Raw genomic sequence first — 17945 nt, 5'->3', positions numbered from 1 at the left:
TCCGCGCCGCAACCGGCGCGAGGAGCGCACATGCACCGTGTCACCCACTACCGACGCACCGGCGAAGGCATCGAGGCGATCAGCCTCGAATCCGACCGCGCGTTTCCGCGCCACGCGCACGACGAATTCGGGGTCGGCGTGATCGTCAGCGGTGCGCACCGGTCCTGGAGCGGCCGCGGGCAGGTCGACGCGCTGGCCGGCGACGCGATCATGGTCAACCCGGGCGAAATGCACGACGGTTCGCCGCTCGATGCCGGCACGGGCCGGCGCTGGCGGATGCTGTACCTCGCGCCCGCGCTGGTCGCGGGCGTCGCGGCGGAAGAAGGCCTTGCCGGTGTCGAGCTGGCGCACCCGGCCGTGCGCGACGCACGGCTTGCCGCCGCCGTCGGCCGGCTGCATGCCCGCATCGTCGCGGGAGAATCCCAGCCGCTCGCCCGCGACGAGGCGCTCGTGATGCTCGTCGCCGGGTTGCTCGCCCGGCATGCGAACCGCACGCTGCCGGCGTCCGGTGTCGCACCGGCGATCCGTGTCGCCCGGCAGCGGCTCGACGCGGCGCCGGCCGCACCCGTTTCGCTCGCCGAGCTGGCCGGCCTGAGCGGCGTGAGCCGCTTCCAGCTGCTGCGCGGTTTTGCGCGCGAGCTCGGCATCACGCCGCATGCGTACCTGATCCAGTCGCGCACCCGGCTGGCGCGTGCGCTGCTCGCCAGCGGAATGCCGATCGCGGACGCCGCGGCCGAAGCCGGTTTTGCCGACCAGAGCCACCTGACGCGCGCGTTCGCGCGCCAGTTCGGGATCACGCCGGGGCGATTTACGCAGGCGGTTTGACGCGCCTGCTGCCGGCGCACAAGCATCCGGGGCGCCGCATCGCCGTCGACGGAGGGTGCCGCTACGACCGCAACCGTTCCCCATACCGCCAGCGCACGCACCGCCTTCAACGCCCCCCCACCCCGCTGCAATTTCGTTCAAGACGCACGTTGCCGCGGTACGCGACGATGCGGCGCATGAAGACACGACTGATTGGCTATCTCTATCTCGCCGCCGCGATGGCGGGCGTCGGCAGCACCGTCATCGCGAGCCGTCTCGCGGCCGGCGGCCTGCCGCCGTTCGCGGCCACCGCGTTGCGCTTCCTGATCGCGACGCCGCTGCTGTTCGCGCTGATGCGCGCGCAGCGCATGCGCTGGCCGCGCGTTTCCACGCGCGACGCCGTCTTGCTCGTCATCCAGGCCGCTGCGGGCGGCGTCGGCTATACGGTGCTGCTGATCAGCGGCACGAAGCTGTCGTCGCCGCTCGACGCCGGCGTGATGCTCGGCACGCTGCCGGCCATGTCGACGCTGATCGCGGCCGTCGTGCTGCGCGAGCGGCAGACGCCGCGCGACTGGGTGGCCGCCGCGCTCGCCACGGCCGGCGTGCTGTTCGTCACGTTCGCACCCGGCCACGCGATGCCGTCGCTCCAGACGCTTGCCGGCGATGCACTGGTGCTGGCCGCCGTCGCGTGCGAAGCCGTGTTCATCCTGCTCAACCGGCGGCTTGCCGCGCCGCTGCCGCCGCTCGCGCTGTCCACCGCGATGTCGGGTCTCGGCTTCGTGCTCGCGCTCGTGCCGGCCGCATTCGAATGGCGCGCGGTCGCAAACGGCTGGACCGTCGGCGCAGTATCGGCAATCGCCTACTACGCGCTGGTGCCGACCGTGCTCGGCTACCTGTGCTGGTACGCCGGTTCGGCGCGCACGAGCGGCACCGAGGCCGCGCTGTTCACGGCGGTCGCACCGGTCTCGGCCGTGCTGTTCGCGGTCGCGTTGTTCGGTGAAACGCTGAACGGCACGCGAGTCGCCGGCATCGCGCTCGTCGTCGCGGGCATGCTCGTCGGCGCGACGCGGCGGCGCGAGCGGCTCGCCGACGCAAACGATGCCCGGCCGGCCAGCCTCGCGCCTGCCACCGCGCAAACCACCGCGGACTGACCGGCGGTCAGCGCGGGATCGCGGCAACGGCGGCCACGCTCTCCGGTGACATGGCCCGTCACCCGCGCGCCGCGGCGGCTGTAGGAATGTGTCCGGGCGCTGCAAACCGATTGCGCACGACTCCGCAAGATGCAATATTCGCGTGGCCGGAACCTTTGACAACCATCGAACGACAATCCGCCACGCAATGAACAGGAAGGAAGCCAAGACAAGAATCGCGGTGCTGCTCTCCGCAGGCACGCGTAAGGCCGACGCGCTCGCCGAACTGTCGGGACAAGGGCTCAAGGATCGCGTGCTCGCGCAACTGATCGCGTCGCGGCCCGATCCCGAGCGCTGCCGCAGGAACAAGGTGCACGTCCGGATCCTGGTCGCGCTCGGAATCGCCCAACTGGCGATCAGCCTCATCCTCGCGTATTACTTCTTCGCGAGCGGCGCCGGAACCGGCCTCGTGGCCGTGTTCCTCGTGTTGACCGTGCCGCTGTCGCTGCTGTTCATCTGGGGCTTCGCGACCCATCGCGTCGGCGCCTATCACGCGTTCATCGCGTTGTCGCTGCTGCAGTTGCCGAAGACCATCGCCGAGCTCGGACGCGATCCGTCGACCGCACTGCCGAGCCTCGCGATCACGGCCCTGCTGGTGGGCTACGTCTGGTACGTGCGCAACCGGATGTTCCCCGACTACGGCTGGTTCACGCCGCGCAAGGTCGAAGGCCGCTACGCGTTCGTCGAACACGCCTGACGCCACCGGCGTCGGCACCGGCCGAAAAAAACGCCGGGCCGCCCCGCAATCGCGGGACGGCCCGGCGCCTTCTGCATTCCGGAACCGGTCGGCTTACTTGGCCTTTTCAGCCGAATCGCTGATCGCCTGGCCACCCTTCGAAATGTCCTGGCCCATGCCGGCGACCGTGTTGCAACCGGCGAGCGCGGCGGTCACCACCAGCAGCATTGCAGCAATCGTACGCGTCATTCTCATTCTCCTTCGAATCAACAAGCCCGACCGGGCGAATCGTTAGCGGCATGGCGCCCGGCACCATACCGGGCACGGGGCCTGACCTGATTATACGGAGACGGCCGCGGCGCGCCAGTACGAACCCGCCACGTGTTACACGCGCCACATTGCCGTTCGCACAGATTTTCCTTGACTTCATTGCGCCACGAACTAATATACGCACCGCGTATATTTTCCATCAGGAGCCGCCGATGACCGTTCCCCAGCAAGCCTTCCTCCGCGACGCGATGCGCCGCCTCAACATGACCCGCGAAGCGTTCGCCAATCGCATCGGCGTCAGCCGGCGCGCACTGGATACGTGGCTGCTGCCCGACGATTCGCAGGAATCGCGCGGGATGCCCGAGATCGTCGAGCGCTTTGTTTCGGAAATCGTCGAGCGCTCGGCGCCGGACGGCGGAGACTATACGCAAAGCGTAGACAAACAGGAGCTCTCGAAGCAGTTCCTGTTCGAAGGCAAGCCGCAATTGATCTCGGTCGACCAGTTCTCGCGCGAATCGGTCGAGGCGCTGTTCCGCGTGGCCGACGTGATGCAGCCGATCGCGCGACGCCACAAGATCTCGCGCGTGCTGGAAGGCGCGGTGCTCGGCAACCTGTTCTTCGAAGCCAGCACGCGCACCCGCGTGTCGTTCGGCGCGGCCTTCTGCCGGCTCGGCGGCTCGGTGTGCGACACGACGGGCTTCACGTTCTCGTCGATGGCCAAGGGCGAATCGATCTACGACACGAGCCGCGTGATGGCCGGTTACGTCGACGCGCTCGTGATCCGCCATCCGGAGAAAGGCTCGGTGGCCGAGTTCGCGCGCGCAACCAACCTGCCCGTGATCAACGGCGGCGACGGCCCCGGCGAACATCCGAGCCAGGCGTTGCTCGATCTCTATACGATCCAGCGCGAGTTTTCGCGGCTCGGCAAGATCGTCGACGGCGCGCACATCGCGCTGGTCGGCGACCTCAAATACGGCCGCACCGTGCACTCGCTCGTCAAGCTGCTCGCGCTGTACCGCGGGCTGAAGTTCACGCTCGTGTCGCCGCCGACGCTCGAGATGCCGGCATACATCGTCGACCAGATCGCGACGAACGGCCATGTAGTCGAGCAGACGAACGACCTCGCGGCCGGGCTGCGCGGCGCGGACGTCGTCTATGCGACGCGGATCCAGAAGGAGCGCTTCACCGACGAGTCGTTCGAAGGCTACACACCGGATTTCCAGATCAACCAGGCACTCGTCGACTCGGTGTGCAAGCCCGACACGCTAATCATGCACCCGCTGCCGCGCGACAGCCGGCCGGGCGCGAACGACCTGTCGGTCGACCTGAACCGCGACCCGCGCCTGGCCATCTTCCGCCAGACCGACAACGGCATTCCGGTGCGGATGGCGATCTTCGCGATCCTGCTCGGGGTCGAGAATCTCGTCCAGCACTCGATGCGCGATGCGACGTGGCGCCCGCCTGCGTACCTCGGGCCCGAGGATGCGGTGTTTCACGGGATCGACTGACCTGCGGCCGGTGTTGCGCGCCTGAACGCGAGATTGCTTCGGTTCAAGGGCCGCACGCAGACGTAACGCACCCAGCGCGCCGGCTTGCACGGCGCGTTGTCATTTTCGGTGCCGGTAGCGTGGCGGCGGCCGACCCGGCGTCAGCTGGCCCAAGGGTCGATCACACGCAGGCCCGCTGCCTCGAAGGGCGCGACGTCGCGCGTGGCCACGATCAAACCGTTCGCGGCGGCGGTTGCAGCGATGAAGCCATCGGCCGACGCCATCGCATTGCCGACCGCACGCGCCTTCGCACGAAGGCTCGCATACGCCTGACTGGCCGCATCGTCGAACGGCAGGATCCGGCCGCGAAACAACGGCACGACCCGCTGCTCGATGCTTTGCTCGAGCCAGTCCCGCCTGCGCCCCACCGGCAACGCGGCCACGCCGAATCGAATCTCGGCCAGACTGATTGCGGCTAGAAACAACGTGTCGACGTTCTGCGCGTCGAGCCACTCGATCACGGCTGCGCTCGGCTCGCGCCGCAGCGACTCGGAAATGACGTTGGTATCGACCAGGATCATTCGAAGCTCATCGGATCGGTTGGCGATTTGTCACGCTGAACTTCGAAATCGATGCCGCCCGCCTCTCGCCCGATTTCAGCCAGCAGCGTCCCGAGCCTGGGCCGGCCGCCGGGCCGAACGGCTTGCTCGAGAATGTCTCTCACCTCGGCCTCGGTACTGCGGCCATGTTGCGCGGCCCGGATTCGAAGCGCGCGATGCACTTCGTCGGGCAAATTTCGAACCGTGATCACGGGCATGATGCACCTCACTACATTTGCTTGCAATGCAGTCATACTAACATCTTGCTGTCATTTGAGCCGAATGGAGATTCGACCACTGCAAGCCGTCCGCCACGCCCGTCCCATTCGGCCATTCGGCCATCCCGCCCGCCCCGCCAACCCTCAAAACCCCTCCGCAACATTCGTCAACAATCACCTTACAAACATAAACACGAACGCTTCTCATTCAACAGGAAATTACATAGAATGCCGCCTGAAAACAAATCGTAATAATTCCCGGCGGCATGCACATTTCTGCAGCGCACCGTCTCCGGGGCCACATCGCGAGGTCGAACGCATCATGAAGTCCCGTTCCGACGAGCTGAAGCTCGGTAAATTCACCACCCTGTGCAGCGTGCTCGCCGCGAGCCCCGCGTTCGCCGACGGCACGCCGCCCGCGGCCCCCGCCAGCACCGAAGGCCATCTCGCGCCGATCGAGATCAAGGGCAAGACCGAGCACAGCTACAAAGCCGACTTTTCCGCTTCCGCGAAATTCACCGCGCCGCTCGTCGACACGCCGAAGTCCGTCACCGTGATCCCGCAGGAGCTGATCCAGAGCAGCGGCGCGTCGACGCTGACCGAAGCGCTGCGCACCGTGCCCGGCATCACGTTCGGCGCCGGCGAAGGCGGCAACCCGCTCGGCGACCGTCCGTTCATCCGCGGCTACGACACGCAGGGCAGCATGTTCGTCGACGGCATGCGCGACACGGGCGCGATCACGCGCGAGATCTTCAACACCGAGCGCGTCGAGATCACCAAGGGCTCCGACGGCGCGTACGGCGGCCGCGGCGGCGCCGGCGGCAGCATCAACCTGATCACGAAGGCGCCGCACCTCGGCACGACGGCCGCCGCGAGCGCGGGCCTCGGCACCGACCGCTATCGCCGCTTCACGGCCGACGGCAACTGGCAGTTCGCCGATCACGCCGCGTTCCGCCTGAACCTGATGAGCCACAACAACGACGTCGCCGGCCGCGACGCCGTCAACAACGAGCGCTGGGGCGTCGCACCGTCCATCGCGTTCGGCCTCGGCACGCCGACGCGCGTGACCGCGAGCTACTACCACCTGCAGACGGACGACATGCCGGACGGCGGCATCCCGTACTTCTACACGACGTCGAACAAGCCCGCGAACGTCAACACGATCTATCCGGCGCCCGTCGATCGCCACAACTTCTACGGCCTGATCGATCGGGACTTCCGCAAGACCACGTCGGACATCAGCACGATCAAGATCGAGCACGACATCACGTCTTCGCTGACGATCCGCAATACCACCCGCTACACGGAATCGACGCAGGACTACATCTGGACGCAGCCGGACGACAGCCAGGGCAACGTGGTGAACGGCAAGGTCTGGCGCCGCAACAACAACCGCGACAGCTCGATCAACAGCCTCGCGAACCTGACCGAGCTGTTCGGGGAATTCCGCACGGGCCCGTTCAAGCACAGCTTCACGACCGGCATCGAGCTGTCGCGCGAATGGGGCAAGCGCGATTCGTACACGGTCGCGACCGACACCGGCAAGATCTGCCAGAAAGGCATCGGCGCCGCGTCGGGCTACAACTGCACGAGCCTGTGGTCGCCGAACCCGAACGACCCGTGGGCCGGTTCGATCACGCGCAACAACGACTACGCGCATGCGCGCACCACGACGAAGTCGATCTACGGCTTCGACACGATCGAGATCACGCCGCGCTGGCAGGTCAACGCCGGCGTGCGCGTCGACGACTACTCGACCCGCTTCACCGATACCAAGGCCAACGGCGGCAAGACCACCACGCGCGACGACACGCTGTTCAACTGGCAGGCCGGCCTCGTGTTCAAGCCCGCGCAGAACGGCAGCATCTACGCGTCGTATGCGACGTCGTCGACGCCGGCCGGCATGCTGCTCGGCGAAGGCAGCGAGACGCAGTCGCTCACGCCGGGCCGCGGCGGCGTCGGCCCGAACGCCGATCAGATGGCGCCCGAGAAGAACCGCAGCATCGAGCTCGGCACGAAGTGGAACGTGCTGAACGACAAGCTGTCACTGACGGCCGCGCTGTTCCAGATCGACACCACGAACGCGCGTGTGACGCTGCCGAACAACCAGTACGCGATGGTCGGCAACAAGCGCGTGCAGGGTCTCGAACTCGGCCTCGCAGGCCAGATCACGAAGCAGTGGCAGGTGTTCGGCGGCTACACGTACATGAAGAGCGAGCTGCGCGACAACGGCAAGGACGCCGCGAACAATGGCAACCGCTTCCCGAACACGCCGAAGCACAGCCTCACGATGTGGTCGAACTACGACGTCACGCCGAAGTTCACGGTCGGCGGCGGTGCGTTCTACATGTCGGAAGTCTTCGGCGATCCGGCGAACCAGCGCGCCGTGCCGTCGTACTGGCGCTTCGACGCGATGGCGCAGTACCGGATCAACAAGAAGCTCGACCTGCAGCTGAACGTGAACAACCTGTTCAACCGCACGTACTTCGATCAGGCGTACCCGGCGCACTATGCGTCGATCGCGCCGGGCCGCTCGGCGTTCGTCACGCTGAACGCGCGCTACTGATCGATGGAGGCCGTGTCGCTGAAGGCGCTCGCGTCGGTATCGCCGCGCGGGTTCGCCGACATCCTGGCCGGGCCGCCCGAGCGTGCCGCCGCGTGGGTCGCGGCGGCCGCCGACCACGGCATCGTCGATGCGCAGGCCGTCTACGGCCAGTACCTGCTCGACGGGCACGGCGTCGCGCGCGATCCGGCGGCCGCGTTCAACTGGTTCCGGCACGCGGCGCGGGCCGGTCATCCGATGGCGATGAACATGCTCGGCCGCTGCTACGAGTTCGGCTGGGGTACGGCCGCGTGCGCGCCGGTGGCCGTGTACTGGTACCGGCTCGCCGCGCAGGCGGGGCTCGACTGGGGCATGTACAACTACGCGACGGCGCTCGCGCTCGGCAACGGCGTCGACGAGAACCGCACCGACGCGCTCGACTGGTTCCGCCGCGCGGCCGCACTCGGCCATGCGAAATCGATCAACCTGATCGGCGGTTTCTACGAAGATGGCTGGGTCGTGGCGGTCGACACCGACGCCGCGTTCGACCACTATCGCCGCGCGGCCGAGGCCGGCGACTTCCGCGGCCAGTTCAACTATGCGCGGCTGCTCGCCGAGCGCGGGCACATCGACGAAGCGCTCGACTGGCTCGCGTGCGTGCCGGCCACCGCGACGCCCGCCTTCATCGCGAAGATGCGCGCGTATCTCGCGTCGTCGCCGGTCGCCGCTTTTCGCTCGGCGGCGCTGCAACTGGCGCCGCACGCAATGGAATCCGCCTCATGATGCTTCACATCCCCTGCGTATTGACCAAAGCGCAGGTCGTGCAATGTCGCGACCTGCTCGATGGGGCCGAATGGGTTGACGGTAACGCGACGTCCGGTGCTCAGTCGGCGCTCGCGAAACGCAACCGGCAGTTGCCGGAAGGCTCGCCAGTCTCGCGCACCGTTGGCGACGCGATCCAGGATGCGCTCGCACGCAATCCGCTGTTCTTTTCGGCAGCGCTGCCGTTGAAGGTCTTTCCGCCGCTGTTCAATCGCTATGCAGGCGGCGAGACGTTCGACACGCACGTCGACAACGCGATCCGGTTGCTGCGCGGTACGGATTTCCGCGTGCGCAGCGACCTGTCGGCGACGCTGTTTCTCGAAGAACCCGATGCGTACGACGGCGGTGAGCTGTGCGTCGAGGATACGTACGGCGTGCATCGCGCGAAGCTACCGGCTGGCGATCTCGTGCTGTATCCGGCATCGAGCCTGCATCACGTGACGCCGGTCACACGCGGCGAGCGTGTCGCTTCGTTCTTCTGGATCCAGAGCATGGTGCGGGATGACGGCGACCGCACGCTGCTGTTTCAGCTCGATACGCAGATTCAGGCGCTTTCCGCGGAGAAAGGGGCGAAGGATGCGATGGTCATTTCATTGACGGGCGTTTATCACAACCTGTTGAGGAAGTGGGCGGATGCGTAGCGTGAATCGGTAACGCCGCCCTTTCCGGTGTCACGCGTTGCGCACGCGTGACACCCGGCGCTTGCATCGCGTCGAAATACGAGCCTAAAATGACCATCGTCAAATGACCATGCTCATATCATGATGCCGCACGCTCCCGTATCGAAATCCGAATTCAAGGCCCGCGCCCTCGAATACTTCCGGCTCGTCGAGGCATCGGGCGAAAGTCTGATCGTCACCGACCACGGCAAGCCGACGCTCGAGATCCGGCCGTATCACGCACGCGAAGCTCAGCCGTTGGACATATTGCGCGGCTCGGTCATGCGCTACGACAATCCTCTCGATCCGATTGCGGAAGATGATTGGGAGGCGTCGCGGTGATCGTGCTGGATACGCATGCATTGGTGTGGTGGGTGGCGGGCGACCCTTCGCTCAGCAAGAAGGCGCGAAGCGCGATCGATCGCGCACGCAGCGAGGGTGCGCTCGCCGCATCCGCGATCTCCGCGTGGGAGATCGCGATGCTGGTGCGCAACGATCGCCTCGCACTGACGATGGATGTCGACGCATGGCTCGCCACCGTCGCGCAGATCGACGGCATGCGCTTCGTGCCGGTCGATGCCGACATCGCCGCGAAGTCCACCGACCTGCCCGGCACGTTCCACAAGGATCCGGCAGACCGCATGATCGTTGCCACCGCGCGGCGGCTCGGCGCGCAGTTGATTACCCGCGACGAAAAAATCCACGCGTACGCGCACGTCAAGACGCTCTGGTGAGCGCCACCCGCCCGCGTATCCAACCGCCATACGCGCTCAGCCCAACTCTGGCATATTGCCGATTCGTCTGACCAAAACGACCACGGCCGCCTCACCTGTTCGGCTTGTGGCCCGCCACCGTCATCGCGTCACTTGCTCGCTACCGTGATACCGCTTTCCGATCCCGCCGTCCGCTCGATCGCCCTGCAGGAGTCGCACGAAGGGTTCGTCGATCTCTCAGGCTTCCATGACCGCATCGCCGTCGATCTCGACCGCCGCGATATCGAGAGCAGGAGCCCGCATTTCCTGAAAGTGCGTCGCAGCGTGGCGGAACGGCTGATCGCCGCCGCGCACGCGCTGCCCGGCGACCTGCGCCTGTACGTCAAGGAAGGCTACCGCCCGCTGGCCCTGCAGCGCCAGTACTTCACCGAGCATCTCGCGCACCTGCGCCGGACGCTGAATCCGCTGCCGGACGAAGGCACGTTGATCGCACTGACGAGCCACTACGTCGCACCGCCGGAAGTCGCCGCCCATCCGACGGGCGCCGCCATCGACCTGACGCTGATCTCGGCGGAAGGCATCGAGATCGACATGGGCTGCATCATGAACGCCACCGACCGGGAATCCTCCGGCGCGTGCTACACGCGCAACGCGTTCATCAGCCGCGCCGCCGCGCGCAACCGCGAGGTGCTGATCGCCGCAATGACCCACGCCGGCTTCACGAATTACCCGTCCGAATGGTGGCACTGGTCGTTCGGCGACCGCTATTGGGCCGTCATCCAGAACGAATTGCACGCAATTTACGGTCCCGTCGAGGAAAGCATGCTCGACGAAGTGTCGTGATGGCAGACGTTCCAGCCTGACGGGCGCGAATCGGTAACATCCTCACTTGCCGATCCCCGCCCGCTCCCGCACAATCGCAGCACCTGCCTCACTCCCCCCGCGCCGATGTCCTATGCGTCACTCGCCACCGGCGTCCTGCTCGCCGGCGGCCTTGGTCAACGCTTCGACCCGAGCGGCCTGCACAGCAAGCTGCTCGCGCTGCTTCCCGACGGCACGCCGGTTGCGGTCGCCGCCGCCCGTCATCTCGCGGCGGCCACGTCCGACGTGATCGCCGTCGTGCGCCCCGGCGCCGAAAAACTCGCGATTCTGCTGAACGAAGCCGGCTGTCAGGTCGTGTACGCGCCCGACGCGTTGCGCGGCATGGGCGCGAGCCTCGCGGCCGGCGTCCGCACGACACCCGACGCGAACGGCTGGCTCGTCGCGCTCGGCGACATGCCGTGGATCGCGGCGTCCACCTACGAGACGGTCACACGCGCGCTCGAAGCCGACGACGCGTCGATCGTCGCGCCCGTGCATCGCGGCCTACGCGGCCATCCGGTCGGCTTCGCCGCGCACCACTTCGATGCACTCGCCGCGCTCGACGGCGACACGGGCGCCCGCGCGCTGTTCGCCAGCGCGCCGGTCAAGCTGCTCGACGTCGACGATCCCGGCATCCTGCGCGACGTCGATACGCCGGCGGATTTGCGCTGACCGCGATCGCGAGCGGCCGGCTCCCGGCACGATCCGACACGAAAACCGCCCATGCGCGGATTTCGCCGACGATCGCCAACCGGCCGCGATAATCCCGCTGCAAACGTGCGCCCGATTGGCTATAACGGAGACGAGGCGCTCCCGCCGCGCCACCGCCGTCACGCACTGCGCGAGTTCTCCATGACCGATCACACGACCCCGACGCCCGAGCCACCGGCCGACCCGAACCGCGATCCGGAAGACGATCCGTTCTCGTCGCCGCCCGGTCATCACGACAATCCGCAGCAACCGGACGGACCGCCGAGCAAGGACCCGGTCTAGCCGCGCGTCGGCCGCCCCGCGCCTTGACCGCAACGCCCCGTCGCCCGCGACCGCCGCGTGACGCGGCCTAGCGCGCCGTATACCCGCCGTCGATCGGCAGCGACACGCCGCTGATCATCGACGCCGCATCGCTCAGCAAAAACAGGATCGGCTCGACGACCTCGTCGGGCTCCGCAAAGCGCCCGAGCGGAATCGCGGCCAGCATCGGCGCACGCTTCTCCGGTTCGCTCCACGCGAACTGCGCCATCGGCGTGAGCGTGACGGTCGGGTTCACGCTGTTCACACGAATACCGTGCGGCCCGAGTTCGATGCACAGCACGCGCGTGATCGCGTCCATCGCCGCCTTCGACGCGCAATAGCTCAGATGCGCGGGCAGGCCGACGAGTGCGGCCTGGCTCGACACGTTGACGATACTGCCCCGTGCGTTCGCCGCACCGCGTCCGTCGCGCTCGATCATCTTGCGCGCCACGGCCCGCGCGACGAGCGCCGCACCGCGTGCATTGACGGCCATCACGCGATCGAAATGCGCGGCTTCGACATCGAGCGCCGGTTCGAGCGACGCGATCCCCGCACAGTTGACGAGGCCGTCGAACGCATCGTGCGCGGCGAGCGCCGCGTCGATCGCATGCTCGTCGCCGCCGACGTCGATACGCAACGTCTCGCACGCGGTCTCGCCGGCGAGCGCGCCGAGCGCGGCCATGTCGCGCCCTGCCGCGACGACCCGCGCCCCCGCCTTCGCGAGCGCAACCGCACACGCGCGCCCGATCCCGCTCGATGCTCCCGTGACGAGCACTCGCGCACCGCTGAAATCGAATCGTGTGTTCATGAAGATGTGCCCAGCCTGTGCATGATCGGCTTGAGTGCCGGATAGAGCGCCGTGTAGAGCGCGAAACGCGCGTCGTACGCTTTCGCGCGATCGGCATCGGGACGCGCACGCTCGACGAGCCTGACCCAGCCGCCCTGTGCCTCGTCGTGCGACACGAGCCCTGCCCCGACACCCGCGAGCAGCGCGGCGCCCATCGCGGCTTCGACGTCCTGCTCGATCGTCCACACCGGAAAACCCGTCACGTCCGCGATGATCTGCATCCACAGCGCCGAATGCGTGGCACCGCCGACGACGATCAACCGGTCGTCCAGCGCGACCGCCCCGCGACGTCCGGCCTCGATGTTGTGCCGCAGCGCGAACGCGACACCCTCGAGCACCGCGCGATACAGGTGCGCACGCGTATGCGCGAGACTCAGCCCGACGAACGCGCCGCTTGCCTTCGCGTCCCACACCGGGCTGCGCTCGCCCATCAGGTACGGCAGGAACAGCACGCCGTCGGCGCCGGCCGGCACGCTCTCGGCTGCCTCCTCGAGCAGCACGTGCGGATCGCCGTGCGGCAGCAGGCGCGCCGCATCGATCTCCGCGTGACAGAACTGGTCGCGAAACCACGCGACCGATGCGCCGGCCGTGATCGCACCGCCGAACACGTACAGGTCGCGCTGCCCGTTGAACACGTGCGGCATGCTGACGAGCCCGTGCCGAGCATCGACGTGCCGGTTCACGTAGCCCCAGCACATGCTGGTGCCGATCATCGCGACGTGCTGCCCGGTACGCGTCGCGCCGGCCGCGAAGGTCGCCACCGCCGCGTCGACGCCGCCCGCGACGACGGGCGTGCCGGCCGGCAGGCCGAGCTGCCCGGTCCATTGCGACAGCAATCCGCCGACGATCTCCGACGAATCGACGAGCCGCTCGGGCATCATCGTCGCCGGAATGCCGAGCATGTCGAGCGCATCGTCGGACCACTCGCGGCGCGCGACGTCGTACACGCCACCGATGTTGCCGGCCGAACTGTGATCGACCGCGACTTCGCCGGTCAGCAGGTAGATCACGTACGCGTTCGGCGGCAGGAAATAGCGCACGTTCGCCCACACGTCCGGCCGCTGGTCGCGCAGCCACAGCATCTTCGTAAAGCCGTAGTAGCTGTCGACGCCGTTGCCCGTGATCACGCGCAGCCGCTCGACGTTCACATGCTCGTTGACCCAGTCGACTTCCGCGGTCGCGCGCCGGTCCATCCAGATCAGGCACGGATGCAGCGGCCGCATGTCGATGTCGACCGGAATGCCCGAGCCGCCGTACAGGCTGCTCACGCACACCGCGCGAATCGCGTCGGCCGGCACGCCCTGCGCACGCGCGTCGCGCACGCAGCCCGCGATGCATGCGAGCACCGCGTCGAACCATACCTGCGGCCACTGCTCGGCCCACAGCGGGCGCGGCGTATCGGGCTGGTAGCCGGCCGCGTGCCGCGCGACGATCGTGCCATGCCGGTCGACCAGCAGCGCCTTGGTGCTCTGCGTGCCGATGTCGACGCCAATCACGTATTCCATGATGTCTCCGGTGAGGCGCATGGCCGCCGCATCAGCGGGCCGGCTTCAGCAGCACCTTGATCGATTCGGGCGATTTCGCGACGCGGATCGCGTCGTCCCAGTCCTCGAGCGCGAAATCGTGCGTGACGATGCCTTTCGACGTAACGAGCCCGCGCGCGAGCAGGTCGATCGCGACCGGATAGCAGTATGGCCCGAGGTGCGCGCCGCGCACGTCGAGCTCCTTGCGGTCGCCGATGATCGACCAGTCGGCGGTCGTATCCTCGCCGAATACGCTGAATTCGACGAAGCGGCCGAGCTTGCGGATCAGGTCGAGCCCCTGGTTCACGCCGACGGGCGCGCCGGTCGTCTCGATGTACACGTCGCAGCCGTAGCCGTCGGTCAGCGCGCGGACGATCTCGCGCGCGTCGTCGCGCTGCGGATTGATCGTCACGTCGGCGCCATACTGCCGCGCGAGTTCGAGCCGCTCGTCGATCAGGTCGATCACGACGAGCTTCTTCGGCGTCTTCAGGTGCGCGACCTGCGTCATCATCAGGCCGAGCGGGCCCGCGCCCGCAATCACGACGACGTCGTCGAGCTGCACGTCGCCGCGATTCACCGTATGGATCGCGCACGACAGCGGCTCGATGATCGCCGCATCCTCGAGCGATACGCCGAGCGGGATCCGGTGAACGATCGCAGTCGGCGGAATGCGCATGTACTCGGCCATCCCGCCGTCGGCGACTTCGCGCTGGAAACCGAAGATGTTGTGTACCTCGCACATCCAGTACTGGCCCGACTTGCAATAGCGGCACTTGCCGCACGGCACGATCTGCTCGGCGATCACGCGATCGCCGATCGCCACGCCGAAATGCTCGGCCGCGCCGTCGCCGAGCGCTTCGACGTAACCGAAGAATTCATGGCCGGGAATCACGGGCGCCTTCACCCACGGGCTCGGGCCGCCCCAGAACATCTTCGCGCCCGTATAGCACTTGCAGTCGCTCGCGCAGATCCCGCATGCGGCGATGCGGATCACGAGCTCGTTCGCGCCGGGGCGCGGCTTCGCGACCTGCTCGACGCGGTAATCCTCGGGGCCGTGGCAGACGACCGCGGTCATGCGCGGCTGGGCTTCGGGTGTCGTCATGAGTTGTCTCTTTCGTTGATGATAGGGATAGCTGATCGACTGGATCGTTACCGCGACCGTTCGCGGCTGATGTAGATCGCGAGCAGGATGATTCCGCCCTTGATCACGTTCTGCACATACGGGTTCACGCCGATCATGTTCAGCCCGTTGTTGAGCACGCCGAGCAGCAGCGCACCGACCAGCGTGCCGAGGATCGCGCCGCGCCCGCCGGAAATCGACGTGCCGCCCATCACGACGGCCGCGATCGCGTCGAGCTCGAAGCCGACACCCGCGTTCGGCTGCCCGCTCATCAGCCGGCCCGTCAGCACGATCGCGGCCAGCGCCGACGTGACGCCGGCCAGCGTGTAGACGATCAGCTTCACGCGCGCGACGCGCACGCCGGTGAGCCGCGTCGCCTGCTCGTTGCCGCCGATCGCATACACGTAGCGGCCGAACGGCATGCGGTCGAGCAGCAGCCAGGCGATCGCATAGACCACCAGCATGATCAGCACGGGCGCCTGGATGCCGAGCACCTTGCCGCTGCCGAAGAACGCGACCCAGTCGGGCAGGCCGTCGATCGGGTAGCCGCCCGTGTAGATCAGCGCGAGGCCGCGCGCGATGCCCATCGTTGCCAGCGTGACGATGATCGGCGGCATCCCCGCGAATGCGACGAACACGCCGTTCAGGAAGCCGAAGCCGAGCCCCACCGCGATGCCGATCGCGAGCGCGGCGACCGCATTGACGCCCGCGACCATCAGCCCGGCCGCGAGCGTGCCCGACAGCGCCATCACCGAACCGACCGACAGGTCGATCCCGCCGGTCAGGATCACGCAGGTCATGCCGACCGCGATGATCGCGTTGATGGACACCTGGCGCAGCACGTTCTCGAGGTTCGCGGCAGACAGGAAGCTCGGGCTCGCGATCATCATCGCGATGCACACGACGATCAGGCCGACGAGCGGATAGAACAGCGTCGAGCGGCGCAGTTGCGCCCACATCGCGCGAGGCGGCGGCGCATCGCCGTTTCCGGCCGTGGCCGCGAGCGTCGTCGAAGGCGTGGAAGAAGATTCAGGCAGGTTCATGGGTCGCTCCTCGCGTGCCGGCCGTGGCATAGGTCATGACCGCGTCGGGATCGATCTCGTCGCCGGCGAGCGTCGCCTCGATGCGTCCTTGCCGGAATACGGCGACGCGATCGCACATGCCGACGATTTCCGGCAGCTCGGACGAGATCATGATGATGGCGTAGCCGCGCGCGGTGAGTTCGCGCATCAGCCCGTAGATTTCGGCTTTCGCACCGACATCGATGCCGCGCGTCGGCTCGTCGAAGATCAGCACCGACGTGTGATGGTTCAGCCAGCGCGCGATCACGACCTTCTGCTGGTTGCCGCCGGACAGCGTCGCGACCTCGGCGTGGATCGACGGCGCCTTCACGCCGACGCGCCGCATCACGTCGTGCGTCGTGCGCGCCTCGCTGCCGCGGTCGATCAGCCAGCGCATCGACCGGTACTTGCCGAGGTTGTTCAGCGAGATGTTGTCGCGGATCGAGAACGACGTGACGAGCCCTTCCGTCTTGCGGCTTTCCGGCAGAATGCCGATGCCCGCGCGCAGCGCATCGGCCGGATCGGCGAGCTTTGCCGCCGCACCGCGCACGCGCACGTCCTTGCGGTGCGCACGCGTCGCGCCGATCACCGCGAGCGCGGTTTCCGTGCGGCCCGAGCCGACGAGACCCGCGAAACCCAGGATCTCGCCTTCATGCAACGCAAAGCGGTTCACCGGGCCGTCGCGCTCGATCTGCAGCGCATCGACTTCGAGCACGGCCGGTGCGTCGGCCCGCAGCACGGGCTTCGGCGGAAAGCTGCTTTCGATCCGGCGGCCGACCATCATCCGCACCAGTTGCTCGACGTCGGTGTGCGCGACGTCGGTCGTCGCGACGTACTGGCCGTCGCGCAGCACCGTGATGCGGTCGCATACCGTGAAGATTTCGTCGAGGTGATGCGAGATGAAGATCATCGCGACGCCCTGCCGCTTCAGCTCGCGCATGATCGCGAACAGGTGCTCGGCCTCGGCGGGCGTGAGCGTGGCGGTCGGCTCGTCGAGAATCAGGATGCGCGCGTCGAGCGACAACGCCTTGCCGATCTCGACGAACTGCTGCTGCGCGACCGACAGCGTGCGGATCGGCGCATCGAGATCGATCGCCACGCCGAGCCGCGCGAAGATGCTCGCCGCCGCCGCACGCATCCGCTTGCGGTCCCGCACGCCCCAGCGATTGCGCAACTCGCGGCCGAGGAACAGGTTGTCGACGGCATCGAGGTGCGGAATCAGGCTGAATTCCTGGAACACGATGCCGACGCCGGCCGCGACCGCGTCGTGATAGTCCGCGAAATGGCGCGCCGTGCCGTCGATCTCGATCGCGCCGGCATCCGGCTGATAGATGCCGCACAGGATCTTCATCAGCGTCGACTTGCCCGCGCCGTTCTCGCCGAGCAGCGCATGGATCTCGCCGCGGGCAATCTCCAGATGAATGTCGGACAGCGCCTTCACGCCGGGAAAGCTTTTCGTGATGTGGCTGAGCCTGAGTATCGTGTCCATCGGCTTCTCCGTACGAAGGGCGCCGGCCGCACCGCCGCCCTTCACGTCGCGTC

General features: G+C 67.4%; 20 protein-coding genes. 12 read left to right on the top strand and 8 right to left on the bottom strand.

Annotated elements, in window-relative coordinates; all coding sequences use genetic code 11:
• The first annotated feature begins 30 nt into the window (after positions 1-30).
• The 3 genes from U5798_RS04480 (at position 31) to U5798_RS04470 (ending at position 2691) form a co-directional block, all read left to right on the top strand.
• Positions 31-825: an AraC family transcriptional regulator gene (locus U5798_RS04480; protein WP_124449739.1), complete on the top strand. Its 795-nt coding sequence runs from the start codon at positions 31-33 to the stop codon at positions 823-825.
• 176 nt (positions 826-1001) lie between these two features.
• On the top strand, positions 1002-1955 hold the full coding sequence (locus tag U5798_RS04475) for a DMT family transporter (protein ID WP_322081327.1): 954 nt from the start codon (positions 1002-1004) through the stop codon (positions 1953-1955).
• A gap of 187 nt (positions 1956-2142) precedes the next feature.
• On the top strand, positions 2143-2691 hold the full coding sequence (locus U5798_RS04470; protein ID WP_124449735.1) for a permease: 549 nt from the start codon (positions 2143-2145) through the stop codon (positions 2689-2691).
• A gap of 93 nt (positions 2692-2784) precedes the next feature.
• Here U5798_RS04470 and U5798_RS04465 read toward each other — a convergent pair whose 3' ends face one another.
• Positions 2785-2919: an entericidin A/B family lipoprotein gene (locus U5798_RS04465; protein WP_034204471.1), complete on the bottom strand. Its 135-nt coding sequence runs from the start codon at positions 2917-2919 to the stop codon at positions 2785-2787.
• A 233-nt stretch (positions 2920-3152) separates the two neighbouring features.
• Here U5798_RS04465 and U5798_RS04460 point away from each other — a divergent pair, with 233 nt between their 5' ends.
• Positions 3153-4448, top strand: coding sequence for an aspartate carbamoyltransferase (locus U5798_RS04460; protein ID WP_124449733.1), 1296 nt, complete (start codon positions 3153-3155; stop codon positions 4446-4448).
• Positions 4449-4588: 140 nt separating this feature from the next.
• Here U5798_RS04460 and U5798_RS04455 read toward each other — a convergent pair whose 3' ends face one another.
• Positions 4589-5008, bottom strand: a complete 420-nt coding sequence (locus tag U5798_RS04455; protein WP_322081326.1) for a type II toxin-antitoxin system VapC family toxin — start codon at positions 5006-5008, stop codon at positions 4589-4591.
• Complete coding sequence (locus tag U5798_RS04450) at positions 5005-5244, bottom strand: FitA-like ribbon-helix-helix domain-containing protein (protein ID WP_124450175.1); 240 nt, start codon at positions 5242-5244, stop codon at positions 5005-5007. The genes U5798_RS04455 and U5798_RS04450 overlap by 4 nt, the downstream gene beginning before the upstream one ends.
• A gap of 322 nt (positions 5245-5566) precedes the next feature.
• Here U5798_RS04450 and U5798_RS04445 point away from each other — a divergent pair, with 322 nt between their 5' ends.
• The 8 genes from U5798_RS04445 to U5798_RS04410 all read left to right on the top strand — a co-directional run bounded on the left by U5798_RS04445 (position 5567) and on the right by U5798_RS04410 (position 11834).
• Entirely contained in the window at positions 5567-7810 is a 2244-nt protein-coding gene (locus U5798_RS04445; protein ID WP_322081325.1) for a TonB-dependent siderophore receptor, read from the top strand.
• Positions 7811-7813: 3 nt separating this feature from the next.
• The gene (locus U5798_RS04440) at positions 7814-8569 is read left to right on the top strand and encodes a tetratricopeptide repeat protein (RefSeq protein ID WP_322081324.1); all 756 of its coding nucleotides are present in this window, start codon (positions 7814-7816) and stop codon (positions 8567-8569) included.
• Positions 8566-9249 carry a Fe2+-dependent dioxygenase gene (locus U5798_RS04435; protein WP_124449725.1) on the top strand — a complete coding sequence of 228 codons (684 nt, stop codon included), beginning with the start codon at positions 8566-8568 and terminating at the stop codon, positions 9247-9249. Before U5798_RS04440 ends, U5798_RS04435 begins: the two co-directional genes overlap by 4 nt.
• Positions 9250-9369: 120 nt before the next feature.
• Positions 9370-9609, top strand: a complete 240-nt coding sequence (locus U5798_RS04430; RefSeq protein ID WP_011659184.1) for a type II toxin-antitoxin system Phd/YefM family antitoxin — start codon at positions 9370-9372, stop codon at positions 9607-9609.
• Positions 9606-10001: a type II toxin-antitoxin system VapC family toxin gene (locus U5798_RS04425; RefSeq protein WP_124449723.1), complete on the top strand. Its 396-nt coding sequence runs from the start codon at positions 9606-9608 to the stop codon at positions 9999-10001. Before U5798_RS04430 ends, U5798_RS04425 begins: the two co-directional genes overlap by 4 nt.
• Before the next feature lie 144 nt (positions 10002-10145).
• Entirely contained in the window at positions 10146-10823 is a 678-nt protein-coding gene (locus U5798_RS04420) for a M15 family metallopeptidase (RefSeq protein ID WP_322081323.1), read from the top strand.
• Positions 10824-10928: 105 nt separating this feature from the next.
• Positions 10929-11513: a nucleotidyltransferase family protein gene (locus U5798_RS04415; protein WP_322081322.1), complete on the top strand. Its 585-nt coding sequence runs from the start codon at positions 10929-10931 to the stop codon at positions 11511-11513.
• Between the two features lie 180 nt (positions 11514-11693).
• Complete coding sequence (locus U5798_RS04410; protein WP_174972170.1) at positions 11694-11834, top strand: hypothetical protein; 141 nt, start codon at positions 11694-11696, stop codon at positions 11832-11834.
• 67 nt (positions 11835-11901) lie between these two features.
• Here the strand turns inward: U5798_RS04410 and U5798_RS04405 are convergent, their stop codons facing one another.
• Genes U5798_RS04405 through U5798_RS04385 form a run of 5 tightly spaced genes read right to left on the bottom strand, consistent with a single transcriptional unit; the run spans position 11902 to position 17892 of the window.
• A complete protein-coding gene (locus tag U5798_RS04405; RefSeq protein ID WP_322081321.1) occupies positions 11902-12660 on the bottom strand; it encodes an SDR family oxidoreductase in 759 nt (252 codons plus the stop codon).
• The gene (locus tag U5798_RS04400; RefSeq protein WP_322081320.1) at positions 12657-14204 is read right to left on the bottom strand and encodes an FGGY-family carbohydrate kinase; all 1548 of its coding nucleotides are present in this window, start codon (positions 14202-14204) and stop codon (positions 12657-12659) included. Before U5798_RS04400 ends, U5798_RS04405 begins: the two co-directional genes overlap by 4 nt.
• Positions 14205-14235: 31 nt before the next feature.
• On the bottom strand, positions 14236-15324 hold the full coding sequence (locus tag U5798_RS04395) for an alcohol dehydrogenase catalytic domain-containing protein (RefSeq protein ID WP_322081319.1): 1089 nt from the start codon (positions 15322-15324) through the stop codon (positions 14236-14238).
• A 47-nt stretch (positions 15325-15371) separates the two neighbouring features.
• Positions 15372-16385 carry an ABC transporter permease gene (locus tag U5798_RS04390; RefSeq protein ID WP_124449711.1) on the bottom strand — a complete coding sequence of 338 codons (1014 nt, stop codon included), beginning with the start codon at positions 16383-16385 and terminating at the stop codon, positions 15372-15374.
• Positions 16372-17892 (bottom strand): sugar ABC transporter ATP-binding protein, encoded by a 1521-nt coding sequence (locus tag U5798_RS04385; protein WP_322081318.1) that lies wholly within the window; start codon positions 17890-17892, stop codon positions 16372-16374. The genes U5798_RS04390 and U5798_RS04385 overlap by 14 nt, the downstream gene beginning before the upstream one ends.
• Positions 17893-17945: the final 53 nt, after the last annotated feature.

Source organism: Burkholderia sp. BCC1972 (assembly GCF_905339605.1).
Taxonomy (GTDB): Bacteria; Pseudomonadota; Gammaproteobacteria; order Burkholderiales; family Burkholderiaceae; genus Burkholderia.
This window is presented reverse-complemented; position numbering and strand designations above follow the sequence as displayed.